Here is a 16,636-nt window from a genome sequence, read left to right as displayed (position 1 = left end):
ACAGCCGCACTATTAGTATTTTGCATATATCAAAGAACAATTTATACTTTTTTTAACCAAAAATTAACATCAGGTGCTAATATTTACTACAGAGTCAATATTTTTTACAAAAATCGGTAACCGACTTTTTACGAAACCATCTATATTGGTAACCGGATTTTTCCAGCATTTCGATGGTAAATTTTTCGATAGCGGATTCGGTGATTTTATTCATAGTATTTGTCTGTTTGCCATTTTAATGGATTGGTTCGTATATATTCGGATATTTGGCAATAAGATTTTTCATCACGGATAATGTGTTCATAATAATCGCGTTGCCAGACGGGAACGCCGGGTTTGTTCCGCAAAATATTTATTTGTTTGGTTACAGACGATTTATAACCGCGAATGATTGTAGGTATTGTATTTGACGTCGGTTTCCCGAATTGTTCCACCGTTAGGGCACGATGCATCGTGCCCCTACGGTCGTGTATTGTGCCCTTACATGTATTTCACCCGTACCTCCCCGCTCATTAATTTGGGTAACAGCGTGTCACGGATTTTTTCAAGGGTACGGATTTGTGATTTGTTCAAAAACATTTTCTCAAAATATACTGAAACAGAATTATTAAATTGACGGATTTCCATTTCCAGCGGCAATAGGGTATTATTTTTTTTGAAAGTTGTTGTGGTTATCGTGTCAAAGACACTGCCATAAACCGAAGACTGTAATTCCTCGCTTATCCACATCCCAAAAGCGATATCGTAACTACTCAGGTTGTTTGGTTCACAGTTCACGGTTAATTGCCTTGAGGTCTTCAAAATATTCAATTTTCATCGCTTTCTAACCTTGAACCGTGAACCCTTGAACTGTGAACCTGAGTAGTTACGATTGTTTTATATAAATGATCAGGATATTAGGTAATGCATACATTAGTAAGGTCTCATTGCTGTTTATCTAGTTCGTCGATTTGTTTTTGAATGTCAGCTATCTGCGCGTTTCTGGCTGCCATGTTGAATCCGCGTGACTTCCTGGATTCATTGCCAAGATTCGGGTTGTTAACAATATTGCGACCAAACGGATGTTTTTTTAGATATTCTATTTGATCCTGGAGTTCTTTTCGTTTTGCATCAATCTTTGCTTTTTTGTCGTCTTCCGCTTTTTGTTTTTCCTGAATAGCGCGTTCGATTTCTTTTTGTTTGGTTTCGATTTCATTTTGCTGTAATTCTGCTGCGGCGTTTTCGACCATCTCGTTATATTCCGGCCGTAATGTATCGGTAGGCTCACCGGATGTGGAACCATCAGGGATGACCTTGGTTTCCTTGAAGTGCTGAACATCTTCCGGGGGTGGCTGGTTGCCGAAATGATCGATGCCGTTTTTGTCTTTCCAGGAGTAAATTGTTTCCTCCGCAAAAACAGGATATACCCATAACGTAATTAAAATAGCTGTTATTGTAAACCTTTTCATTTCAATCTCTCCCAAGAATCCGTTGTTCTTTGTCTGATTTTGTATATTGTATCATATAGCTATTCTTACGTCAGCTACAAAAAACACGATCGGCAAAAGCTATTACAGGATTTAAATCAATTCCAACAATTTCAGGGCGATCTGCTGTTTTCCAAGTGAATGTGGCAATTCTGTATGCTGTAAATATCTTTTGTAAAAAAACTTTTGCCCCTTTCACGGGTTTTTTCTGCAATAAGTTCTATGGTTTTTTATCGGCATTTTAAAACCGGCTTATTTTGTTTTCCTTTGCCTGCTGCAAACCGGCATAATGCACAAGGGATGCCAGAGCTTTTGATGCATCTGAAGGAAAGCTGTAACATGGAATTCCTCCATCTTTTAATATACTTATGGTTTCCGTCCAACGGTTTTTATCCGTCATGAGATTGCATATTATCGGCTTTTTCTTCTGCCTGCCGGCATCGGCAATCTCTTTGGCTATGCTGACCGTATCAACAAAAAAAGGTGTTACAAAATTGATAAAAAGGCTGTCGATCTTATCTTCATTCATCATTGTTTCTATGGCGGCCCTGAAATGCTCGCTTTTGCCAGTTGCAAGCACATCTATCGGATTATTAACGCAGGCTTCGGGATAAAGTTTTATTTTGAGTGATTCTCTGGCTTTTTCAGAAAGCTGAGGCATATCAATGCCTGAGCTGATAAGCACATCTGTTGCAATGATTGCTGGGCCTCCTGTGTTTGTTATTATTCCTACCCGGTTTCCCCTTGGAACCGGCTGTAAAGCAAAAGCTGCTGCCGCCCTGCACAATTCGCCCTCATCCTTAAAAATCAGAACGCCCGCTTTCTCAAAAACAAGATCCGTATTAATATCATTTTCGGAAAAACCGCCGATATGAGAAGATACAGCTCTTGCGCCTTCTCCTGTTCGGCCCACTTTCATGGCAAGAACCGGCTTTTTGTCTGATACTTTCCTTGCAGTCTCAATAAATTTTTCCGGATCTGAAATGCTTTCTATATAAAGCACCACAACGCGAGTTCCTGGGTCTTTTCCGAAGTATTCTATTATTTCCTGAATTGATATATCGCAGGCGTTCCCATTGGATGCATATAAGCGTGTTCCAATTCCAATTTCAGCAAAACCCTGATGTATCAATTCACCTGCTCCGCCGCTTTGCGCAGCTATCGAGATATAACCTGGTTCAGGTTTTGTAAATGCGAAATTGCAATAAGCCCTGACATCCGGGTCAGTATTTATAATGCCCTGGCAGTTGGGTCCGAATATCCTTATACCGTATTTTTTGGCACGAGAAAGAAAATCCTTTTCTATTGCAGCGCCTTCCGGTCCTGTTTCCTTAAAGCCTGCGGAATTTATTATAATTGATTTAACACCTTTTTTGCCGCAATCTTCTACTGCCTGAGGCACAAATTTGGCCGGAATTATAATGTGAGCAAGATCTATTTCATCGGGTACATCCAAAATGCTTTTGTATGCCCTGACTCCCTGTACTTTATCAGCCTGGGGATTTACAGGATATATGGAACCCATAAAACCAAAGTCTAAGAGGTTTTTTATTATTCTGTTTCCAATGGAAAGCTCTTTTACTGATGCACCGATAATAGCTACTGATTTTGGTTTAAACAAACTGTCAAGCATGCTGGCTATTTTCCTCAAGTTGTTCGATAAAAGCTTCTATATTTGTTCCGGTCTGATCATCAGACAGACATCTTAAATCATTTAGATCCCCGTTTATTATAAGATATGGAATCTTTGTCTCTTTTTCAAGCCGCTGAGGCATTCCGTAACGGCAATTGGAGTTGTGCGGGCAGGTTTTTGCATCATGATAGATAATGCCGTCGATCTTAAAGAACCTCAACATCTCTTTAATATATTCCTGTTTGGCTTCATCCGATCTTACAATAAACAGTTTGGTGTAAGCTTGCGCCATGCTGGTAAAAAGATCATCGGGATCAAAATCTGTAAATATCCAGCTGTTGCAATATGTGGAAGCAAGTACGTTTGTATTAAGTCCGGTAAACATTTCCGAGTGATCGCGCAGCCTTCCCCAAACCGGCATACCTTCCCAGTATATCCTGAATTTCTCGTTATCAACCGAACCCTGCTTATTTATTATTCTTTCACTTAATTCGGTATAAAGAAGTTTATAGTAGTCAACGGCCTGCCTGGTTCCTCTTAGCACCACTGCCGGAGCCATATGAATCGTGCCATCGAAAAAAGTTATAGGAGAAGGAACGGCAGAAGCAGTATCTAATACTTTCTTCCACAAATCCGAACATTGGCGGGAAAGATCCACAGTATTTTTAAGATTGGCTGCATCATATTTATTGCCGGATATTTTTTCCAAAGGTTTAATAAGGGCTTTTAATTGCTTTGCCACCGATTCAATATGTGATTCATTTACATCTTTGATTCCTCTGTGTGTATTTACTACCAGCAAAGGGGCATTAAACTCTTTTGAATACCAACAAAACCAGTCCTGCACATCTCTGCACTGATTTGTATTGCACACAAGAACATCGGGTTTAGGAACGGTTTCGATTCCTCTGTAAGCTTTTGAAAGGGGAGTTACGCCTTTTATATAAGCCCCGATATCGGAGGTAAGATACGAACATATATCGGGAGAATAACCGCGGGCATTGGCATAAGAAATCAGTTCCGTTGACATACGGGTTGCGCCCAGCATCGCTCCGTGGTTTTCCGGGAAATACACAAGAAACCCCATGCTTCTTAAAATCTCAGCAGGGCCAACGCTTGAGCACCAGGCAATTTTTTTATCTCCCGTTTTTGCAGCATTATCCATTTCATAAAAATACTGCGCCATTATTTTATTCATTTCCAAAGCAGCCTTAATACTTTTTCTTACTGCTTTTATATCTCCCACCATTTTGAATTTCCCTTCCTTTAACCTTGAACCTCGAACCTTGAATCTTGAACCTCGAACCTTGGACCTTAAACCTTTTAACCTCAAGAGCTTACGAACTTACGAACTTATGAGCTTATGAGCTTACGAGCTTACGAACTCATAAGCTTATAAGCTTTCTTTTCCCGGTTATTACATCATAAAATACGGATCGACATCAATAAATATACTAGTATCTTTACCACATATTTTTTTGGCTTTTTCAAAGATAATTTTTCTTGCAAACTGCTGAATCGGATTAAAACTATGTCCTTTTAAAAGAATCTGCCATCTGTAACGTCCTGCTATTTTGGTAACAGAAGCTTCAACCGGGCCAAGCACGATGACTGATTTCTGAAATGATTTATTTTCGGCCTTCAATTCGTTACAGCACTTTCCCAAAGCTATGGCACATTCATGCGTTTTTTTCTTGTCTTTTCCCGAAAGCCTGATCATTATCATTTTTGAAAAGGGAGGATAATCCAGGTCTTTTCGAAAAAGAATCTCCTTTTGGTAAAAAGATTTAAAATCCTGTTTTTTTGCAGCCAGAATAGTGAAATGATCAGGATTATAGGTCTGAAGAATAACCCTTCCTTTCAAATCTCCACGGCCTGCTCTTCCTGCAACCTGGGCCAGAAGCTGAAATGTGCGTTCGCATGCCCTGAAATCGGGAAAAGCGAGGGACAGATCAGCGCATATTATGCCTACAAGGGTGATGTTAGGATAATCATGACCTTTAACAACCATCTGGGTTCCTATAAGTATATCAATATTATGCTCGTTTAAATCTTTTAATATATTTAATACCGAACCCTTGCGAATAGTAGTGTCTGCATCCATCCTTGCAACTCTGGCTTTAGGGAAAAGGCTTTTAACTGCGGCTTCGACTTTTTCCGTTCCAAGTCCAAGAAGTTGTATCGCAGATGATCCGCATTTACTGCAATTTGAAGCGGCTGTTTTTGTATACCCGCAATAGTGGCATTTGTATGAGTTTTCCGCTTTATGAAGAGTAAGTGAAATATCGCAGTTTTTGCATTTTACAGCTTCTCCGCACACCGAACATACAGGAAAGCCTGCAAAACCTCTGCGGTTTAAGAATAACAGAACCTGTTCTTTGCGTACCAGAGTGTTTTTAATACCGTCTATAAGTTCCTGCGAAAAAAACCGTCTTACCCCACGATTATCGCGGTTATCTTTTAAATCCACTATAGAAACTTCGGGCATCATCCGGTTTTCAACCCGCTTTGTTAAAGTGAGTCCGGAAAATTTTTTGGATAAAACATTCTGATGTGACTGAAGGGAAGGAGTTGCTGAACCAAGAAGGACTATGCAGTTTTCAAGTTTTGCCCTGACAACTGCAAGATCTCTTGCATTGTATCTGAGCCCTCCTTCCTGCTTATATGAAGAATCATGCTCTTCATCTACAACTATAAGTCCGATATTGCTCAAAGGAGCAAATACGGCAGATCTTGCACCAATTGTAATTGAAATCCTTCCGTCTGTTATTCTGTTCCATTGATCAAATTTTTCTCCTGAAGATAGACCACTGTGCAATATTGCCACACATTCGCCAAAACGTGCTCTGAACCTTTTTTCAATTTGTGATATCAGTGCAATTTCAGGAACGAGAACAAGAACTGAATATCCCCTGTCTATGGCAGCAGAAGCAAGCTTCATATAAACTTCGGTTTTACCGCTTCCCGTAACTCCGTTAAGAAGAAAAGGAGAAAAGCCTTTCCCGAGAAAGTTTAAAACATTGGAAATAACATTCTCCTGTTCATGAGTGGGAACGGGAGCACTATCCGGTTCTATTTCTTCCCCAAAAGGATCACGATAAACCGGTCTTTTGGTAGAAACAAGATATCCCTTCTCTTCAAGAGCTTTAACAGCTTTTGCCGCACTGGGTATCTGCTCTTTTAAACGCTTAAAAGACAGTTCCCCATATGATTCCAGGCAATCTATCACTTTTTTTCGTGATAATGACAATTTACCATCAGGCATGCGGCATCCTGAAAGACAGATGTAAGATTCCAGCCTGGCTTTTGTTTTCCCTGATTTTATCTCTTTTTCTCTTGCCACCCAGCCGCGCTTTTCCATTGAAACAAGTAGTGCTCCCGAAACATTCTCATTCAGTTTTGTACAAAGTTTCTTTACACTTGCAGGGGAGTTTTCAAGCAGGCTTAATACTCTTTTTTCCAGGGAAGAAATCCGGTTTTCATCCAGCGTTTCTTTTCCTGCCGGAGTAATTGAAAATTTTGCAATTTCACAAGAATTAAGCCCACCGGGAAGAGCTGTTTTTATTACTGTGCCTAAAGGAAATATGTAGTAATCCGAAATCCATTTAAAAAAGGGAACCATGGAAGGTGGAAAAAGAGGAGTTTCATCCAGAACATCAAATATTGATTTTATTTCTTTATTGTCATATTCACTGCTATATTCGCTTTCGCAAAGGACGTATCCTGTTGCTTTGCGCTGTCCGAAAGGAACAGCCACTCTTTTGCCTGTTAAGGAACCATCGGACAAATTTTCAGGCGCAATGTATGTAAATGTGCTGTAAACAGGCAAATCGACAGCAACATCAATGTATTTAAGGTTATTTAGCATTTTTATTTGCAAAATATATAATTATTGTTAAAATTTCTAAAATATTATGTTATGCTCATAATAAGACAATATTCGGACAAAAAAGCAATCTGTTTATATGGACGTATGCATCATTTTACGGGGCTGTCTTATTAAGTTATTGTGTTTATTATGTATTTAAAATAGGTTATATTTGTTAAACGGATTATTGGAAAGGAGATATTCATGCAAACAACAATAAAAAAATGTGCCGTTATTTTAATAATTATTATAATGCTGCTTATATCATACGGTTCTCCGGTTTTTGCGCGGGAATACAGAGAAACGGATTCACCTGATTCTATGGCTATGCTTGCCGATTTTGTGGCAGTACGGCCGGTTGGGATTATCAGCCTTGCGACAGGTTACGTTGTATTTGTTCTTTCTTCTCCGTTTTCTGCTCTGGGTGGTAATATAGCAACAGCTTGGGATAAGCTTGTGGTTGAACCGGCAGAATACACCTTCACAAGACCTCTTGGATCTTTTAATTAAAATCTTCCAAAGGCTTTGCCTTATTTGTGGTACTATCTATGGGTTTTGTGCCTGGAATCCGTATGCTGCTTTTTCCTTTCGTCTATAGGAATATAATCGGTCAGTATTGGGCCATTATAGATTTGCCGTGGGCGGCTTAGTTTCCATTTTGGATCATCCGCACTTTCTTTCCACTGAGCTATCCACCCGGGAAGCCTTCCTATCGCAAACATAACAGTAAACATATTTGTAGGTATCCCAAGGGCTCTTAACATAATACCGCTGTAAAAATCTATATTCGGATAGAGATTATGTTCAAGAAAATAATCATCTTTTAATGCAACATCTTCCAGCTTTTTTGCTATATCAAGCAAAGGGTCGCTTGTATGAAGTTTTTCAAGAATATTATCACAAGTCATTTTCATGATCTTTGCTCTCGGATCATAGGTTTTATAGACCCTGTGTCCAAAACCCATGAGTCTGAAAGAGTCTTTTTTATCTTTAGCCCTTTCAACCGCTTTCTTAACATTGCCGCCATCTTTTCTATTGATTCTAGTAAGCATTTCCACAACAGCCTGATTTGCGCCCCCGTGCAAAGGACCCCACAGAGCCGCAATTCCGGCGGAAATGGCGGCATAAAGATTTACTCTTCCGCTTCCAACCATTCTGACTGTTGAACTTGAACAGTTCTGTTCATGGTCTGCATGGAGGATCCAGAAAACATTTAAAGCCTTAACCAGATCATCATCAATCTGATAGGGCTTAACAGGACTGTCGAACATCATATTAAGAAAATTGGCGCAATAGGATAAATCGGGGCGCGGATAAACAACCTTATGTCCTCTGGATATCTTATAGGACATGGCTGCAAGTGTTCTTATCTTTGAAAGAAGGCGGGTAACGGTTAAATTTATTTCTTCTGCCGTTTCAACTTTCAGTTCAGGATAAAAACTTCTGAGTGCAGTAACCATTGAAGAGAGAATCCCCATAGGATGAGAAGCCCTGGGAAAGCTCTGGAAGAACGACTGCATGTCTTCATGTATCAGGGAATTATCATTTAATAGAATCGAAAAATCGGTTAGTTGCTTTCTGGTTGGCAGAACACCGTTTATTAAAAGATATGTTGTTTCAATAAATAAAGAATATTCAGCAAGCTGTTCAACAGGAATTCCCCTGTATCGGAGAACCCCTTTTTCTCCGTCCATAAAAGTAATTGTGCTTATGCAGCTGCCTGTATTTGCAAAACCTGCATCAAGAGTTATTAATCCGGTTTCTTCCCGAAGCATGGAAATATCTATCGCCTTTTCACCCTCCGTACCTATAATTACAGGAAGAGTGAATTTTTTCCCTTCATATGTCAATTCCGCATGTTCTGCCATAGTTTTACCCCCTTACAGCTCTTGCTTAATGTATGCAGTATATTACTCAATATGCTATTTTAAAATGCATTCTAGTCGCATTTGCCTATGCGTTGGCCACTTATTTTGGTAGTCATTTTCATGCCGGCTTGTTCCATATCCATCTGGCCTTTCATTTGATTTCCGCTATAGATTATTTTGCCTTTTGCTTTGGAAGCGCCGCCTGGATTATTACATATAATAGACCAGGACACGGTGTCGCCGGAAATTTTTATATCTGTTGTTTTGCATCCCTGACCGGACTGTTGGTCGTTTTTTGGTACAATTTCCTGATTTGTTATACATTGCGTAATTTTTACAGCAGGCATCTTCATAGGCATTCCGGGCATTTCATTTTCATAGGTAATTTCCCATTTACCCGGATTCATGTTCGGTCCGGCATATAACAGTCCTGCAAAAAATGTGATTAGCAGCATAACTGACCAAAAAGAAATTCGTTTAAACATATAAGCCTCCAGAATTTAGCGATCTAATAATTAAAGTAATTAATATGTATTTATAAAAAGTCAAAAATAGTTACTGTTTATTCTTGTTAGCTGCCGGATAGCACACTTTTTGCCAGACCGGGCATTCTAAAGAGTGCTTCGGTTGCTCGGGTACAAATATTTCATCGGGAAGTTCGATATCGGAATCTATTTCATTAAAAATCAGTTCGGTACTGGTATTATGTTGAAAGTCTATCATCCGAATCCTCAAAGGAACAATCATTCCGTTCATGACTGTCATGTTTTCAAATAATTGCCTTTTCCATAAGCTTTTGTTGGGAGAATAATAATCCCGCCTGATAATTGTATATGTATCTTTTGTGATCCAGTTTATGATACGGGAATAATAATAGCTTGGTTCCTTAGAAACCGATTCTATTTTATAAGTCTTCATTCCTCCTATATCTTCTTCTCCCAAAAACTTAAATGTCTCATTTTTTGTGTTTACTAAGTAAATATCTGCATAAGTGAAGTCAGTGCTGAGAAAGCTTTCATAGGCACTTGACTCGGAAATTTTTCGTACTCTGTCAATATAAGGAAGATATATCCATTGTTCATACTTATTATTATCCAAATCGTTTAGCAGATAAGACAGGCCCTTTAAGCTTTGAGGTTCCAGGATAACCATAAGAAATCTTCTGCCATCGGGAAATTTCTTCCGGGCTGTTCTGGCTACCATTTGGCCGGTTATAAGCTCACCTTTTTTCACAATGATAGTTAACTGTTTTGATACCGGAAGGGCGTCCGATTTCATTTTTACTTTTTCAATTATAGCTGAAGCATCCGGAGTTCCGGCATTTGAAGGTACAGTACACAGGAACAGAAACATAATTATCCCAAGCAAATAAAATTTTCTCATATAGCTATCCTCCTTCATTTCATTATATCTTGTCCGCATTAACCATATATAATGATAAATTGCTCAGAGAAGAAAACGGCATTAATTTCCATAAAGCCTCAGGTTATTTGCCTGAAAGATTTTTTGGATAACATACCTTTTGCCAGACCGGGCACTTTAAAGAGTATTTCAATTGTTCGGGAACAAAAATTTCGTTTGGAAGTGTTATATTCGCGTCAACCTCGCTGATATTAAGTTCCGTGCTTGTTTTATGCTGCAGATCCGTCACGCGTATCCGGAGTGGAATAAGCAGGCCGTTGACAACCGTCAAATTTTCATACGTTTGTCTTTTCCAAAGGCTGTTATTCGGAGAGTAATAATCCCTGCGTAGGATTTGAAAGGTATCTTTTGCAATCCAATTGATAACTCTGGAATAATAGTAGTTTGGAGTTTTGCTTAAGGATTCTATCTTATATGACTTTATACCTGCTATATCTTCTTCTCCCATATAACTATAAGTCTCATTTTGAGTGTCTATCAACACAAGATCTGCAAAAGTAAAATCAGTGCTTAAGAAATTTTCATAGTTGCTCATGCCGCTGATTTTTCACACTCTGTCTATATAAGGAAGATACATCCATTGTTCAGCCGGTTTAGTATCCGAATTGCTTAAAAGATATGACACACCCTTAAGGCTTTCCGGTTCAAGAACAACAATAAGCAATCTTCTTCCGTCCGGGAAACTCTTATAGGCCGCTCCGGCTATCATTTCGCCGGTTATACGCTCACCATCCTTGACAAGATGGTAACTTTAAAAGAAACAGGTCGGGCATATCCCAGGCGCTTCTTACCTTTTTAATTATAGTCGCAACATCCGGTTGTTCAGCGTTTGAAGGAACAGAAGCAAATAAGATAAACATAATAATCAAAAACAAATACACCTTTTTCATGCGGGTCTCCATAGAAATTAATCGAATCAGTGGTTAGTTTATAATAAATACTATAATTTTTGCCTATTCTAATATGTATTGCTTGAATGTCAATATTATGTTGGTTTAGTAGTGAAAATTAATCAAAATTATTGCCTGTTATGGAAATGACAGGAAAGGATGCTGAAGTAAAACTTTTAGCTCTGAGATAATTTACTAATCCTGTCGCTTTCTCTTGGCATGCAAGATAATATTTCGCAGAGATTTCTCATCTTTTGCCTTTAACCGTTTATTTTCAAAATATGGATCCTGGACAATCTGAGCAATAGCGGAAAGAGCCCGAAGATGAAAATTACGCTCATCTCCGGTTCCAACCAGGGCAAATACGGCTATGCATTAATTATTCCGGGATATATTCTGCGTCCAATAAATAAAGGGTGGACACAATTAGCGGCTGTAAAATTAAGCAAGGAAAGATCAGCTATAAAAACCATTTGTTATATAACATGCAGAGAACAAAATGATCAAACACAATTAGCATGGCATAAATTATGAAAATAGGATTTTCGGCAGACTCCTTAAAGCCGGAAAATTATTCTTGTTGATTATTATCAATATGTTGGTAAATTATACAAAATATATATCTTGGCATTGCTATGTAAAACACCGGGATCAAGGAGTGGTTTTATGAAAATTCTGTTTGTGTGTACTGCAAATATCTGCCGCAGTTTTATGGCTGAACATATATTTAAAAAGATTTCTGTTGAGAAAGGCCTTGCTGGTATATCAGTTATGTCGGCAGCGGTTCTTGATATGAAGGGTGCTCCGGCAGATCCGAAGGCAGTTGAAATACTATCGGAAAATGGGATTTACGTTTCAGGCCATAATTCAAAATTAGTGACCCGGGATATGGTTGCTGCTGCTGATATGATACTTGTAATGACTAATCTGCACAAAGATAAGATAGCCGATAACTATCCGGAGGCCAAAGATAAAACATTTCTATTGAAGCCTTTTTCCATAAGTTGTTTCAATCGGGATTATAATGATTTTGATGATATCAAAGATCCTTACAAGCTTTCAAATCATCATTACAGGTTTTGTTTTGATGAAATATATATATCCATTGAAGGTTTAATTAAATGTATTCAGGATGTTGAAAGCTAAATGTTGTTTTAATATGAAAATGGTTTGCCAAGTATTTCCTGCGTTGTTTCCAAGTTCGCTTTTTTCATTACCACATTTCATGGTCAACCTCGTTTCGTTTGCACAACCTGATAGATAATTATCTGAAATATAATAATTTTATTTATTATACTCTTTGAAAATAATATCAATTGGCCTGTGTATCGGTTTATATTTTTTTCTTGACAACTATCTTGGAGCATATTATTGTCTGCCCAACTAAGCGGTCGTTCGCTAAATTCACTAAATATTTCCAGCGCATGGCCAGTGGTTGTGAGAAGGGAGAAAAAGTTCAGGTGGGAAAATCCGATCTTGAAGAAAAAATCTTGGAAACAGCTACAGAGCTGTTTGCTGAACACGGATATGTTAAAGCATCGGTGCGCGATATTGCCAAGCTGGTTAAGGGCAGCAACTCGTGTTTATATGTATGTTTTAAAAACAAAGATGAGATTTTATTTCGAATTATCACCGATGTCGGATCAGATCTCTTAAACGAACTTAATAAAGTCATCAGCAAACATGATGATCCTGTTGAATGTCTTCAGGATATGATATTCACACAAATATTGTTTTCTATTGGCGCCGCAAAAAAGATGAAGATATATTTAGAAGAGCAATATCAATTGCCGCCTTCTTTGAAAGAGAAAGCTCTTGACCAGCATCGGCAGCTGTATGATCTGTATTATAACAAAATCTGTGAAATTGAAAAGCAGGGGCTTTTGTACCAGAAAATTGATAAGGTCGTAATGACGTTTGGGATATTTTCAAATATAAACTGGGTGTACAGATGGTTAAATCCTATCGGGCGGCTTTCGGTAGAAGAAGTAGCCCTGCAAATAACAGATATGCTTTTGCGGTCTGTTTTGAAAAACTCACCCTTAAGCACATAAAGGGAAAAGATTTTTTTGTATTAAAAGCAATGTGTTAATAGATTTTAAGGGATTACGCACCATTGTAGTTTTATTTGGTGCAGATGTTAATTGGGGAGGGATGCAGTATGAAATATGAAAATATCATTTATGAGGTAAAGGAAAGTATCGGGTTTCTAACCGTTAATCGTCCTGACAAACTTAATGCTCTCAATGCCAAGGTTATTGATGAAATTGTGCACGCTCTTGGTGAGGTTAAGAAAAGTGAAGAAGTTAAGGTTTTGATAGTTACCGGCTCAGGATCGAAGGCTTTTGTTGCCGGAGCTGACATACCCGAGATTCAGGCAATTGGATTAAAAGACGGTATGGATTTTTCAAGAAGAGGCCAGGAAATGACCCGGAATGTTGAAGAGCTGGGTAAGCCAAGCATAGCAGCTGTTAATGGATTGGCTCTTGGCGGTGGTTGTGAATTGGCTCTTGGCTGTACTTTTAGAATTTTATCTGAAACCGCTAAGCTGGGTTTACCGGAGCTTGCTTTGGGCGCTTTACCTGGTTATGGGGGAACACAGCGCATGAGCAGAATGATTGGCAAATCCCGCACTCTTTGGATGATTTTGACTGGAGAAATGCTAAGTGCTCAGGAAGCTTACCAAATGGGAGTAGCCAATAAGGTCGTAAAGCCTGAAGAATTGATGGATGTTGCTGCTGCTACGGCGAAAAAGATAGCTCAAAAACCGGCATTAGCCATGAAGATGTGTATAATGGCTGTAAATCACGGATCTGAAACAGATTTGGAGTCAGGCCTTTTTATAGAATCTGCCCTGGCCAACATTGTTTTGGGATCACAGGATAAAGCGGAAGGCATAGCAGCCTTTATTGAAAAAAGAAAACCCGTCTTTACAGGTAAATAATAATAATGTTTTGTAAATTGATAGAAGGAGGAGCTTAGTATGTTTACTCAATTTAAGGATTGGTATGAAAACCGGCATGAATATGCCAAAGAATGGAAGGCTAAAACCGGCGGCAAGGTTATGGCTTATATGTGCACCTATGTGCCGGAAGAAATTCTGTATGCCGCTGATGTATTGCCTATCAGGGTTTATGGCAGCCACGAGGCTTCCGATCTCACGGAACAGCATATTTTCGGTATGTATTGCCCTTTCTGCCGTGATTGTGTAGCCCAGGTAATGGAGGGAAGGTATGATTACGCTGATGGAGTTATGATTGCACAGTCCTGTCTTCATATGAGACAGGTTTATTCGAGCTGGCAGATTCATAAACCGACCGAGTTCATGTATTATTTACCCATGCCGATAGCGGTTGAAAGCAAGCACGCCAGACCCCATCTTGCTGCTGAGTACAAGCTTTTTATGGAAGCAGTGGAAAAGTGGACGGGAAAGAAAATTACAATTCAGGATCTGGATCGCGGAATTGAAATTTTAAATAAAAACAGACAATTGATGCGAAAAGTATATGAATTGCGCAATCTGGACAATCCCCCGTTGACCGGAGTTGAGTGTATGCATATGACAACTTCCAGCCAGATGGTTGATAAAAGAGAGCATAACAAAGAACTGGAAAAATTGCTGGAAAAATTGCCTTCCCGGAAAATGGATCGTGATACCGGCATTCGTCTTATGATTGTTGGAAGTGAAAGTGATGATATCGAATTCATGGAGATGGTAGAATCTTTGAATGCTACCTTTGTTGCTGATGACCATTGTACGGCCAGCCGCGCTTTCTGGAACAGCGTTGAGCCGGAAGAGGACAGATTACTTGCTATTGCCAAACGGTATCTTGACCGCCCGCCGTGTCCTACCAAGGATGCTACCAAAAACTTTGTACGTTTTCATCATGTTATGCAAATGGCCAAGGAGGCTAAAGTTGAAGGAGCTGTTATTATTCAGCAAAAGTTCTGCGACCCCCATGAAATCGATATTCCACTGTTAAGAAAACGATTTGAAGATAACGGAATTCGCACCTACTTTTTGGAACTGGATATCACCGTTCCCGTAGGACAATTCAAAATCCGCATAGAAGCTTTTCTTGAAATGTTAAGAGCGGACGAACTTCCTTTCTAACTTGACATGGAAACAGATTAATTCTTTAGAAATTAATATTTAAGGAGGATATACAAATGTCTGATATAAAGAGGTATAAAACCGAGCCTCTGAAATGCTGGGGTAAGGCCAAGGAATTAAGGGCTAAATATTACAGAGAATATAAAGAAGCCAGATCAAAAGGAGGAATTTGCTGGAGCGGCGGAGCTGAAGCTATTGATGTTATCCCCTACGCTTTTGGTGACGACGTTCATGCTTTGACAGCAGAGCCCTATGCAGCCGCTATTGCATTCGATCCGGAGTTTGCCCATAAGTGTGAGTCGGCTCTCGAATCTAAAGGCTGGGCGCGGGATATGTGCGCTTATATGCGCAACTACTGGGGTTCGGTATTAATTGACCAATATGCTTTCGGAGGCCCGTTTCCAAAACCTCATTTTAACCTTCAATCAGGATTTTGCTGCACACATGCCAAATGGTTCCAGGTATTAAGCCTGTGGGAGGATGTACCCTATTTTAATATTGATATCGGTACGATTCCTTTCTGGAAGGAAGAACATCCGAACCGCTTGCAGTATATTGTGGATCAGATGCAGGATAGCATTGAATTTATCGAAAAAGTTACCGGCAGAAAATGTGATGATGAGCGTTTGATCGAAGGAGTTTACAATGATTCGCGCAATACCTCGCTCTGGGCCAAAATCACCGAGCTTAATCAGAACACTCCTGCACCGTTAGACGAAAAATCCATGTACTCTCTTTATGTTTTTACAACTCTGGATCGTGCCAGAAAAGAATTTGTGGATTTTTACGAAGAACTTTATGCTGAAACAAAAGATCGCGTTGACAGGGGTATCGCTGCTCTTGCAACTGAACGATTCCGGCTTATGAGTGACAGCCAGCCGCCCTGGGCGTTTTTGAGAGTATGGAGATATCTGGAACAGTTCGGTGTGGTTTCAACCGGTTCCATATATACTATCGGTCTGGAAGGAGTTTGGGATATCGCTGATGACTGGAGTTTAACTCCCAGGGAAGATTTGAAGTCCAGAGGCGTTGTGCTGAAAACCAGAGAAGATGCTTTGCGGGCAATGGCCGATTGGCATATGAGACGGCCCATTTACGCCATGTTCTATAATGCCGACTGGAAGAGCAAGCTTATGGTGCAATATGCCAAACAATGGAATTGCGACGCAGCAATGCTGCATCTAAACCGTGGATGTGAAGGCACATCTTTGGGGATTATGGAAAACAGGACCGCATTGATTAAAGCAGGACTTCCGGTATTGACATATGAAGGCAATATGGGAGATGACCGCGATTTTGATGAAGGCAGAACGGTAGCAAGGATTGATACTTTTATGGAAGGTCTGGGTTTAAACAAGCTAGCCTAGATTTTATT

The 16,636-nt window shown here is 39.5% G+C and carries 18 protein-coding genes; 6 read left to right on the top strand and 12 right to left on the bottom strand.

The window, feature by feature from the left end:
- Positions 1–480 precede the first annotated feature (480 nt).
- The 6 genes from VXK47_RS11720 to priA form a co-directional block, all read right to left on the bottom strand.
- Positions 481–810: a hypothetical protein gene (locus tag VXK47_RS11720; RefSeq protein WP_435548966.1), complete on the bottom strand. Its 330-nt coding sequence runs from the start codon at positions 808–810 to the stop codon at positions 481–483.
- A gap of 113 nt (positions 811–923) precedes the next feature.
- Entirely contained in the window at positions 924–1,448 is a 525-nt protein-coding gene (locus VXK47_RS11715; RefSeq protein ID WP_435548965.1) for a DUF4124 domain-containing protein, read from the bottom strand.
- Between the two features lie 70 nt (positions 1,449–1,518).
- Complete coding sequence (locus tag VXK47_RS11710) at positions 1,519–1,665, bottom strand: hypothetical protein (RefSeq protein ID WP_435548964.1); 147 nt, start codon at positions 1,663–1,665, stop codon at positions 1,519–1,521.
- Positions 1,666–1,707: 42 nt separating this feature from the next.
- The gene (locus tag VXK47_RS11705; RefSeq protein WP_435548963.1) at positions 1,708–3,099 is read right to left on the bottom strand and encodes an acetate--CoA ligase family protein; all 1,392 of its coding nucleotides are present in this window, start codon (positions 3,097–3,099) and stop codon (positions 1,708–1,710) included.
- Entirely contained in the window at positions 3,092–4,348 is a 1,257-nt protein-coding gene (locus tag VXK47_RS11700) for a 2-hydroxyacyl-CoA dehydratase subunit D (protein WP_435548962.1), read from the bottom strand. Before VXK47_RS11700 ends, VXK47_RS11705 begins: the two co-directional genes overlap by 8 nt.
- 168 nt (positions 4,349–4,516) lie before the next feature.
- The gene (gene priA / locus VXK47_RS11695) at positions 4,517–6,967 is read right to left on the bottom strand and encodes a primosomal protein N' (RefSeq protein WP_435548961.1); all 2,451 of its coding nucleotides are present in this window, start codon (positions 6,965–6,967) and stop codon (positions 4,517–4,519) included.
- Between the two features lie 204 nt (positions 6,968–7,171).
- Between priA and VXK47_RS11690 the strand changes: the two genes are divergently transcribed.
- Complete coding sequence (locus tag VXK47_RS11690; RefSeq protein WP_435548960.1) at positions 7,172–7,477, top strand: hypothetical protein; 306 nt, start codon at positions 7,172–7,174, stop codon at positions 7,475–7,477.
- Between the two features lie 32 nt (positions 7,478–7,509).
- Here the strand turns inward: VXK47_RS11690 and VXK47_RS11685 are convergent, their stop codons facing one another.
- The 6 genes from VXK47_RS11685 to VXK47_RS11660 form a co-directional block, all read right to left on the bottom strand.
- Positions 7,510–8,835 carry a type II citrate synthase gene (locus tag VXK47_RS11685; protein WP_435548959.1) on the bottom strand — a complete coding sequence of 442 codons (1,326 nt, stop codon included), beginning with the start codon at positions 8,833–8,835 and terminating at the stop codon, positions 7,510–7,512.
- A 71-nt stretch (positions 8,836–8,906) separates the two neighbouring features.
- Positions 8,907–9,320, bottom strand: a complete 414-nt coding sequence (locus VXK47_RS11680; protein ID WP_435548958.1) for a DUF3617 domain-containing protein — start codon at positions 9,318–9,320, stop codon at positions 8,907–8,909.
- 70 nt (positions 9,321–9,390) lie between these two features.
- Positions 9,391–10,218, bottom strand: coding sequence for an outer membrane lipoprotein-sorting protein (locus tag VXK47_RS11675; RefSeq protein WP_435548957.1), 828 nt, complete (start codon positions 10,216–10,218; stop codon positions 9,391–9,393).
- Positions 10,219–10,321: 103 nt separating this feature from the next.
- A complete protein-coding gene (locus VXK47_RS11670; protein ID WP_435548956.1) occupies positions 10,322–10,792 on the bottom strand; it encodes an outer membrane lipoprotein-sorting protein in 471 nt (156 codons plus the stop codon).
- 12 nt (positions 10,793–10,804) lie between these two features.
- Positions 10,805–10,966 (bottom strand): hypothetical protein, encoded by a 162-nt coding sequence (locus VXK47_RS11665; RefSeq protein WP_435548955.1) that lies wholly within the window; start codon positions 10,964–10,966, stop codon positions 10,805–10,807.
- A gap of 376 nt (positions 10,967–11,342) precedes the next feature.
- A complete protein-coding gene (locus VXK47_RS11660; protein ID WP_435548967.1) occupies positions 11,343–11,504 on the bottom strand; it encodes a hypothetical protein in 162 nt (53 codons plus the stop codon).
- 309 nt (positions 11,505–11,813) lie between these two features.
- Here VXK47_RS11660 and VXK47_RS11655 point away from each other — a divergent pair, with 309 nt between their 5' ends.
- From VXK47_RS11655 to bzdO, 5 genes are all read left to right on the top strand, one after another.
- Positions 11,814–12,293, top strand: coding sequence for a hypothetical protein (locus VXK47_RS11655; RefSeq protein WP_435548954.1), 480 nt, complete (start codon positions 11,814–11,816; stop codon positions 12,291–12,293).
- Between the two features lie 314 nt (positions 12,294–12,607).
- Positions 12,608–13,201 carry a TetR/AcrR family transcriptional regulator gene (locus tag VXK47_RS11650; protein ID WP_435548953.1) on the top strand — a complete coding sequence of 198 codons (594 nt, stop codon included), beginning with the start codon at positions 12,608–12,610 and terminating at the stop codon, positions 13,199–13,201.
- A gap of 107 nt (positions 13,202–13,308) precedes the next feature.
- Positions 13,309–14,091, top strand: a complete 783-nt coding sequence (locus tag VXK47_RS11645; RefSeq protein ID WP_435548952.1) for an enoyl-CoA hydratase/isomerase family protein — start codon at positions 13,309–13,311, stop codon at positions 14,089–14,091.
- Positions 14,092–14,130: 39 nt separating this feature from the next.
- Positions 14,131–15,261: a benzoyl-CoA reductase, bzd-type, subunit N gene (bzdN, locus tag VXK47_RS11640; RefSeq protein WP_435548951.1), complete on the top strand. Its 1,131-nt coding sequence runs from the start codon at positions 14,131–14,133 to the stop codon at positions 15,259–15,261.
- A 56-nt stretch (positions 15,262–15,317) separates the two neighbouring features.
- Positions 15,318–16,628 carry a 2-hydroxyacyl-CoA dehydratase subunit D gene (gene bzdO, locus VXK47_RS11635; protein ID WP_435548950.1) on the top strand — a complete coding sequence of 437 codons (1,311 nt, stop codon included), beginning with the start codon at positions 15,318–15,320 and terminating at the stop codon, positions 16,626–16,628.
- Positions 16,629–16,636 lie beyond the last annotated feature (8 nt).

It is taken from the genome of Desulfobacterium sp. N47 (assembly GCF_051233685.1).
GTDB lineage: Bacteria > Desulfobacterota > Desulfobacteria > Desulfobacterales > RPRI01 > RPRI01.
The sequence above is the reverse complement of the archived record's forward strand: the minus strand, read 5'-3'. Positions and strand labels throughout refer to the sequence as shown.

Bases quoted from the DNA above. Each gene is read 5' to 3' on its own strand.
- priA (WP_435548961.1), bottom strand. From the start codon at position 6,967: ATGCTAAATAACCTTAAATACATTGATGTTGCTGTCGATTTGCCTGTT.
- VXK47_RS11690 (WP_435548960.1), top strand. From the start codon at position 7,172: ATGCAAACAACAATAAAAAAATGTGCCGTTATTTTAATAATTATTATA.
- VXK47_RS11705 (WP_435548963.1), bottom strand. From the start codon at position 3,099: ATGCTTGACAGTTTGTTTAAACCAAAATCAGTAGCTATTATCGGTGCA.
- VXK47_RS11715 (WP_435548965.1), bottom strand. From the start codon at position 1,448: ATGAAAAGGTTTACAATAACAGCTATTTTAATTACGTTATGGGTATAT.
- VXK47_RS11655 (WP_435548954.1), top strand. From the start codon at position 11,814: ATGAAAATTCTGTTTGTGTGTACTGCAAATATCTGCCGCAGTTTTATG.
- VXK47_RS11680 (WP_435548958.1), bottom strand. From the start codon at position 9,320: ATGTTTAAACGAATTTCTTTTTGGTCAGTTATGCTGCTAATCACATTT.
- VXK47_RS11665 (WP_435548955.1), bottom strand. From the start codon at position 10,966: ATGATAGCCGGAGCGGCCTATAAGAGTTTCCCGGACGGAAGAAGATTG.
- VXK47_RS11670 (WP_435548956.1), bottom strand. From the start codon at position 10,792: ATGAGCAACTATGAAAATTTCTTAAGCACTGATTTTACTTTTGCAGAT.
- bzdO (WP_435548950.1), top strand. From the start codon at position 15,318: ATGTCTGATATAAAGAGGTATAAAACCGAGCCTCTGAAATGCTGGGGT.
- VXK47_RS11645 (WP_435548952.1), top strand. From the start codon at position 13,309: ATGAAATATGAAAATATCATTTATGAGGTAAAGGAAAGTATCGGGTTT.
- VXK47_RS11685 (WP_435548959.1), bottom strand. From the start codon at position 8,835: ATGGCAGAACATGCGGAATTGACATATGAAGGGAAAAAATTCACTCTT.
- bzdN (WP_435548951.1), top strand. From the start codon at position 14,131: ATGTTTACTCAATTTAAGGATTGGTATGAAAACCGGCATGAATATGCC.
- VXK47_RS11675 (WP_435548957.1), bottom strand. From the start codon at position 10,218: ATGAGAAAATTTTATTTGCTTGGGATAATTATGTTTCTGTTCCTGTGT.
- VXK47_RS11700 (WP_435548962.1), bottom strand. From the start codon at position 4,348: ATGGTGGGAGATATAAAAGCAGTAAGAAAAAGTATTAAGGCTGCTTTG.